The sequence below is a fragment of the Streptomyces sp. TRM64462 genome, from assembly GCF_013362995.1.
Taxonomy (GTDB): domain Bacteria; phylum Actinomycetota; class Actinomycetes; order Streptomycetales; family Streptomycetaceae; genus Streptomyces.
In genome coordinates, this window is record NZ_JABWDV010000344.1 from 80,228 (window position 1) to 86,907 (window position 6,680).

Below are 6,680 nucleotides of genomic sequence, written 5' to 3' on the forward strand. Positions count from 1 at the left end.
TCCCGCCGTACCGCGTGGTGGATCAGCGTGCGGATTCGTCGGTCCAGATGCGGCTGCTCAGGTCGGCGCCCCGCAGCACCTGGACGCGCCAGGGGTCGATCCGCAGGACGTGGTACTTGGGGTCGGTGGGGCCGCGCCAGAAGTTCCCGGGGTTGTAACCGACGCCCGCCGGGCTGCCCTTGGCGTACAGGTCCCAGGCGTACTGCCTGGTCTCCGGGTCGTCGACCCAGTGGGAGACGCTGTCGACGAAGACCGCGTTCTGCCGGGGGTTCCAGTACGAGTAGGTGGTGTGCGGGTTGTTCGCCAGGTGGGCGACCTTGACGGGGGTCTTGTAGGCGGCCAGCCAGCCGACCGGTTTGCCGTCGACGGTTTCCCAGATGGGCAGCAGGACGCGGGCCCGCGGGCGGCCCTTCTTGTCGACGGTGATCATCGTGCAATAGACGATGTCCTGGATGTAGCTGTTGAATGCGCTCTCGATTTCGGAGAACGTACTGACCTTTACATGCGCCATGACGACGGTACCTCGGAAGTCAATCGAAGAAATGGGGGCATTCACGCCCAGTCGACTTCAGCGTGCCGCACCGTCGGCCCCGGCAGAAGAAGGCACTTTGAAGTCACCGACTCACCGCCGGGGAACTAGTTCCAGGCTCCGTTCACCGCCGCCTCCTTCACGAACTCCGTGAAGTCGCGCGGCGGGCGGCCCAGGACGCGCTCGACGGTGTCGGTCGGAGCGGCGTTGCGGCCGTCCCGGATCTGGCCGACCAGGTCGGCGACGAAGAGCGCGTAGTCCTCCGGCACGTCGTAGGACACCAGTTCCGCCACGTACGCCTCGTGCGTCATGGGCACATACGTGAGCGGGCGGCCGGTCGCGCGGGAGATCTCCTCGGCGGCCTCCGCCATGCCCCAGGCGCGGGCGCCGCTCAGCTCGTGGACCTGCCCGTCGTGCCCGTCGTCGAGCAGCGCGGCCACGGCCACCTCGGCCACGTCGCCGGCGTCGACGAACGGCTCGCGGCCGTCGCCCGCCGGCAGCCGCAGCTCGCCGGCGCGTACGGAGTCCAGCAGGACGCCCTCGTCGAAGTTCTGGAAGAACCAGTTGGGCCGCAGCACGGTCCATTCGGCGCCGGACTCCCGTACGCCGCTCTCGCCCGCGCCGAGGTCCTTGCCGCCGACGGGCCCCGAGGTCCGCGCCTGGAGCAGCACGAGCCGCTGTACGCCGCGGTCGACGGCCAGTTCGGCCAAAGCGCGTATCTGGGCCGCGGCGTCCCACTCGCCGGGCTTGTCCTGCCGGTCGACGATGTACGCGGCCCGGGCGCCGGTGAGGGCGGCCTCCCAGGTGCGGTCGTCGTCCCAGTCGAAGCGGACCTCGCTCGACCGGCTGGCGACCCGGACCGACGCGCCGCGCGCCCGCAGGGCGTCGACGACGCGGCGCCCCGTCTTACCGGTGCCTCCCAGGACCAGGATGTTTCTCTCCGTCATGGCTTCGCCTTCCCTTGGCGGGTGCAGTGTTCCCTTTGGTGGGTGGGGACTGTGCCGGTGGTGGGACCGGGGGTCACCGGGCCGCGGCGGCTCTTCCGCGGCCCGGTGACCACCCGTGGAGACGTGGATCAGAGGAAGGGGGTGTCCGGGGCCAGGCCCAGGAGGGCCCGCCCGTGCACCTCCTGGTTGGTGTTGAACGCGAACAGGGCGTGCAGGGCCAGGCCCCGCATGTCGCGGTGGTAGCGCTGGAACGGGACGTCCCGCATGATCACCGACGCGCCGCTGGCCTCGAACAGCTCGTCGACGGCCTCCTTGGCGAGCTGGATCGCGTAGCCGGCCCGGCCGCGCACGGCGGCCCGGTCCTCGACGGACGGCTGCGTGCCCGCGTCGGCGTGCTCCTGGAGCAGCCGGAGCCAGGTCTCCTGCAGCGCCTCGGCGGCGGCGATCTTGTTGGCCGCCGTGGCGACCTGGATCTGCGTCACCGGGGACTGGCTCTGGTCGGTCCACGACGTGTACGTGATGCCGCGCCCGGGCAGCCGCTCCAGGAACAGCTCGAACGCGCCGCGCGCGATGCCGAGGTACGCGGAGGCGCCCTGCGCCATGAAGAAGGGGATGAACGCGTAGTTGCGGCCCGTGGCACCGGTGTTGGAGCGGTCGCCCGTCGTGCCGGCGAGCACGTCGAGGAGGCTGATCACCCGGTGCGCGGGGACCTTGACGTCCTTCGCGGTGACCGTGGAGCTGCCCGTGCCGGCGGCGGCGGAGGCGTGCCAGTCGTCGGCGATCTCCAGCTCGGAGAACGGGACCAGCGCCGCGTGCGGGACGGGCGTGCCGTCGGGGGCGGGCAGCAGCGCGGCCAGCAGTCCCCAGCCGGCGCCGCGCGCACCGGAGATCCACTTCCAGCTGCCGGTCAGCGCGTAGCCGCCGTCCTCCGGGGTGAGCTGCCCGCTGGGGGTGAAGCCGGTGGAGACCCGGAGGGACCCGTCGGCGTAGACCTCCTTCTGGGCCGCGTCGGGGAACAGGCTGGGCACCCAGGAGCTGGAGACCCAGATCATCGCCACCCAGCCGGTGGCCGTGTCGGCGCGGGCGATCTCGCTGAGCACCTTCACCTGGTCCGCGACCGGGGCCTCCAGGCCGCCGAACCGGCTCGGGACGTTGAGGCGGAACACACCGGCCTTCTCCAGCAGTTCGATGTTCTCGTCGGGAATCCAGCGGCGTTCCTCGGCCGCCGCGCCGGACTTCCGGAACCGGTCGCCCAGGGACTTCACCTCGTCGAGCACCGCGGTGACGGGGCTGTCGGTCGTGGTCATTCTGCCTCCTCAGCAGTTCTGATCCGGCGGTTCTTCTGAATCCGGCCGCGAGTTCCGGATTCATCTTGGCGAGGAGACCTCTTGCGCGGGTCACCGGTCGCTCTCCTGTTTCCGCGCGGTGTGATGGGCGGACTGAGAGAAGCCAGTGGCCGGTAATCGACCGGAATCCAAGCGGAATTGACCGCACCGGGACGAAAGGGAAAGAGAAAGCCCCGGACCGGAATGACCGGAACGGGGCTGCACGGACCGCGGAAGGCGGAAAAGGGAATCGCCCCAGGCCCGGGGGAGTCGGCCTGGGGCGATGCTCGGGGTGGCCCCGCTGGGACGGGGCCGGGCTCCTGGGGTCAGCGGGCAGTGGTCTCCACCGGCTCCAGGACCGGGGCCGTGCCCTCGGCGTCCGGCTCGGCGTCCGCCGCGCCGCTCTTGCCGCGCAGCCCGAACATGCTGATCACGACGGCGAGCAGGGCGGCCGCCAGCGGGACGATCAGCCCCGCGCGGTAGCCCTCCAGCATGGCGTCCGGCGTGGTGCCGTTCGTCGCGGCGGCGCTCACGGCGGTGACGGCGGACAGACCCAGCGCGGCACCGAACTGGAAGGAGGTGTACAGCAGGCCGCCGGCGACGCCCTGCTCCTCCTCCGCGATGCCCTCGGTGGCGACGATGGTCAGCGGGCCGTACGCCAGGGAGAAGGCCAGGCCCAGGATGATCAGGCTCGGGAACATCATCATGTACGTCCAGTCGAGCTGCAGCGGCAGCATCAGGGCGTACGACAGCGAGGCCAGCAGCAGGCCGCCGAAGATGACCCGGCCGTTGCCGAACTTGTTCACCAGCTTCGGCGTGAGGGTGGGCGACAGGATCGCGTCGATGCCGATCACGATCAGGGCGAAGCTGGTCTCCAGGGTCGACCAGCCGCGCAGCTCCTGCAGGTACAGCACGGCGATGAACTGGAACCCGAAGAACCCGGCGGCGAACAGCAGACCGGCGAGGTTCGCCCGGACCAGGCTGCCGGTGCGGAAGATGCCCAGACGGACCAGCGGAGCGGACGACTTGCGCTCGATCAGGACGAACGTCAGGAACAGCAGCAGGCTGACGGCCACGGTGAGGGCGGTCTGGGACACCGCGACATGGCTGGCGCGCTCGACGGAGAACACCAGCAGCAGGATGGCCACCGTCACGCTCACGGCACCGCCCAGGTCGACGCCCTGGCCGGAGCGGTCGGGGCGGGGCGACTTCGGAATGAGGGCGAGGCCGGTGACCAGGATGAGGAAGGACAGGATGACCGGGGCGAAGAACACCCAGCGCCAGTCGACCGAGGCCAGCAGACCGCCGACGACCAGGCCGATGGAGAAGCCGCCGGCCGCGGTGCCCGAGTAGACGAGCAGGGCCTTGTTGCGCTGCGGGCCCTCGTCGAAGCTGGTGGTGATGATCGACAGACCGGCCGGGGTCATGAACGCCGCGGCGACACCCGTCACGAAGCGGGCGACGATCAGCATCCAGCCCTCGGTGGCGAGACCGCCGAGACCGGAGAAGAGCAGGAAGACGGTCAGCCAGAAGATGAACATCTGGCGGCGGCCGAACAGGTCGGCGGCACGCCCGCCGAGCAGCATGAAGCCGCCGTAGCCGAGGACGTAGGCGCTCATGACCCACTGGAGCATGCCGGTGGACAGGCCGAGGTCGCCGCGGATCTGCGGCAGGGCCACGTTGAGCATGGCCACGTCGACGCCCTCGAGGAAGATCGCACCACAGAGCACGAACAGCACGCCCCACGCGCGCCCACTCATGCGATCGGTGCCGCTATCCGAAGGGGATTGCAGTGCGGACACGGGAAAGCTCCTTGAGATGAAGGACGGTACGGAAACGGAAGATGAAGAGCGGGGGAGGAAGCGGGCAACCTCAGATGACGGCTCCTCAGATCATGGAGTCGTCAGGGGAGTTGGGGGGTGGTTCCCACTTGTAACCACAAGCATCATCAGGCAGGCTCCCTACCTATGGAAGAAGGCACTTTGAAGTCACCGACTCACTGCACGGGTACCGAGGACGACTACGAGGTCATGCAGTGGGACACCCGGCAGGGCTGTGAGGTACGGCAGATCCTCGACCGGGTGGCCGACAAGTGGTCCCTGCTCGTCATCGCGCTCCTGGACCGCCGCAGCCTGCGCTTCTCCGAGCTGCGCCGGCAGATCGACGGCATCAGCCAGCGCATGCTGACCGTCACCCTGCGCCAGCTCGAACGGGACGGCCTGGTCAAGCGCACCGTCCACCCGGTGGTGCCGCCGCGCGTGGACTACGAGCTGACGCCCCTGGGGGCGACCCTGCACGACACCATCCGCAGCCTCGTCATCTGGACCGAGGAGCACCAGAACGAGATCGCGGCCTCCCGCACCGACTACGACCGCCGGATGGCTCACGAGGCCGCCCAGGCGTCCTGATCCTCCGCCGGCCCGCGCCGACCGTTTGGCATGACCAGGGCGACATGACCGTCCGATGACCACGGTGTGCTCACCGGGTGATCACACGGAGATAGCTTCCGGGGCCGGACCCCGTTGTTCCCGACGGGTACGGCCAGTACGGAGGAAAGACGTGACCAGTCGCCAGGAGTCAGCCGCCACCGGTGTGCTCGAAGCAGTACGCGAAGCCGCCCCGGCCGTCAGAGCGCACGGCGCCGAGGCGGAGGAACAGGGCCGGGTCCCCCGGGAGACGCTCAGACACCTGGACCGGGCGGGCGTCTTCCGTATGTCCGTGCCCGAGCGGTACGACGGCCTCGGCCTGCCCGTCGCCGAACAGGCCCGGGTGGTCGAGGAGATCGCCCGCGCCTGCCCGTCCACCGGCTGGAACATGACGGTGTGGCTCACCGGCGCGCTCATGGCCGGGCTGTATCCGGAGGAGACCCGCAAGGAGGTCTTCGCCGGCGGTTCGGTACGGGTGTCGATCGGCTTCGCCCCGACGGGCCGGCTCACCCCGGTGGACGGCGGCTACCGGCTGACCGGCCGCTGGAACTACAACTCCGGCTGCCACGCCGCCGACTGGGACTGCGTCGCGGCCATGCTGGAGCACCCGGACGGCACCGAGGAGGAGTTCTTCGCCCTGGTCCCGTTGAGCGAGATGTCCGTCGTCGACGACTGGGACGTGTCGGCCGGCCGGGGCACCGGCAGCGCCACCACGGTCGCGGACGAGGTGTTCGTGCCGGCGCACCGGCTGCTCCCGTACGAGGCGGCCACCGCGGGCGCACCCGCCGTCCCGGAGGGCGAGGAGCCGTCGGGGCGCGGCTACGGCGTGGTCGCGTTCATCATGTCGCTGTACGCGGCGATGGCCGTGGGCACCGCCCGGGGCGCGTACGAGCTGTTCCTGGAGCGGCTGCCGGGCCGGGGCATCACGTACACCACCTGGGACGACCAGCGGGCCCATCCGCTGACCCAGATGCAGGTCGCGGAGGCCGCCAACAAGATCGACGCGGGTGCGGCGCTGCTGGGCAGGGTGCTGACGCTGATGCAGGAGCGCGCCGACGCCGGAGTGGAGCCGACGACCGAGGAGAAGGGCGTGGTGCGCGGCCGCGCCGCGTTCGCGGCCACGCTGGCCAAGGAGGCCGTCGAGGTGCTCCACACCATGAGCGGCGCCTCGGTGATCAAGCGCAGTGTGCCGTTCCAGCGTTTCCACCGCGACATCCTGGGCTTCTCGCTGCACGCCCTGGCCCAGGTCCACACCAACCTGGAGGTGCAGGGGCGCGTCCTGCTGGGCCTCGACCCGGGGACCGACATCCTCTGACCCCGGGACCCTGGGACCCCGGGACACCGGGACACCGGGACCCTGGGACCCCGGGACCCCGGGGACCCCGGGGACACCGGGGACACCGGGGACACCGGGGACACCGGGACCCTGGGACCCCGGGCCGAAAACGGCGGG

At 70.5% G+C, this 6,680-nt stretch carries 6 protein-coding genes; 2 read left to right on the plus strand and 4 right to left on the minus strand.

Annotated features, from left to right (window positions below; all coding sequences use genetic code 11):
- Positions 1 to 22: 22 nt before the first annotated feature.
- The 4 genes from HTZ82_RS18050 to HTZ82_RS18065 form a co-directional block, all read right to left on the minus strand.
- Positions 23 to 511: a pyridoxamine 5'-phosphate oxidase family protein gene (locus tag HTZ82_RS18050; RefSeq protein ID WP_175410425.1), complete on the minus strand. Its 489-nt coding sequence runs from the start codon at positions 509 to 511 to the stop codon at positions 23 to 25.
- Positions 512 to 636: 125 nt separating this feature from the next.
- The gene (locus tag HTZ82_RS18055) at positions 637 to 1,476 is read right to left on the minus strand and encodes an NAD(P)H-binding protein (RefSeq protein ID WP_175410426.1); all 840 of its coding nucleotides are present in this window, start codon (positions 1,474 to 1,476) and stop codon (positions 637 to 639) included.
- A gap of 128 nt (positions 1,477 to 1,604) precedes the next feature.
- Positions 1,605 to 2,783 carry an acyl-CoA dehydrogenase family protein gene (locus tag HTZ82_RS18060; RefSeq protein WP_175410427.1) on the minus strand — a complete coding sequence of 393 codons (1,179 nt, stop codon included), beginning with the start codon at positions 2,781 to 2,783 and terminating at the stop codon, positions 1,605 to 1,607.
- A gap of 344 nt (positions 2,784 to 3,127) precedes the next feature.
- The gene (locus HTZ82_RS18065) at positions 3,128 to 4,561 is read right to left on the minus strand and encodes an MFS transporter (protein ID WP_175410428.1); all 1,434 of its coding nucleotides are present in this window, start codon (positions 4,559 to 4,561) and stop codon (positions 3,128 to 3,130) included.
- Between the two features lie 207 nt (positions 4,562 to 4,768).
- Between HTZ82_RS18065 and HTZ82_RS18070 the strand changes: the two genes are divergently transcribed.
- Positions 4,769 to 5,209 (plus strand): helix-turn-helix domain-containing protein, encoded by a 441-nt coding sequence (locus HTZ82_RS18070; protein ID WP_175410429.1) that lies wholly within the window; start codon positions 4,769 to 4,771, stop codon positions 5,207 to 5,209.
- Positions 5,210 to 5,360: 151 nt separating this feature from the next.
- Positions 5,361 to 6,542 carry an acyl-CoA dehydrogenase family protein gene (locus tag HTZ82_RS18075; RefSeq protein ID WP_309235539.1) on the plus strand — a complete coding sequence of 394 codons (1,182 nt, stop codon included), beginning with the start codon at positions 5,361 to 5,363 and terminating at the stop codon, positions 6,540 to 6,542.
- Positions 6,543 to 6,680: the final 138 nt, after the last annotated feature.

Coding starts and splice junctions, on each gene's coding strand:
- HTZ82_RS18050 (WP_175410425.1), bottom strand. CDS start 511: ATGGCGCATGTAAAGGTCAGTACGTTCTCCGAAATCGAGAGCGCATTC.
- HTZ82_RS18055 (WP_175410426.1), bottom strand. CDS start 1,476: ATGACGGAGAGAAACATCCTGGTCCTGGGAGGCACCGGTAAGACGGGG.
- HTZ82_RS18060 (WP_175410427.1), bottom strand. CDS start 2,783: ATGACCACGACCGACAGCCCCGTCACCGCGGTGCTCGACGAGGTGAAG.
- HTZ82_RS18065 (WP_175410428.1), bottom strand. CDS start 4,561: ATGAGTGGGCGCGCGTGGGGCGTGCTGTTCGTGCTCTGTGGTGCGATC.
- HTZ82_RS18070 (WP_175410429.1), top strand. CDS start 4,769: ATGGAAGAAGGCACTTTGAAGTCACCGACTCACTGCACGGGTACCGAG.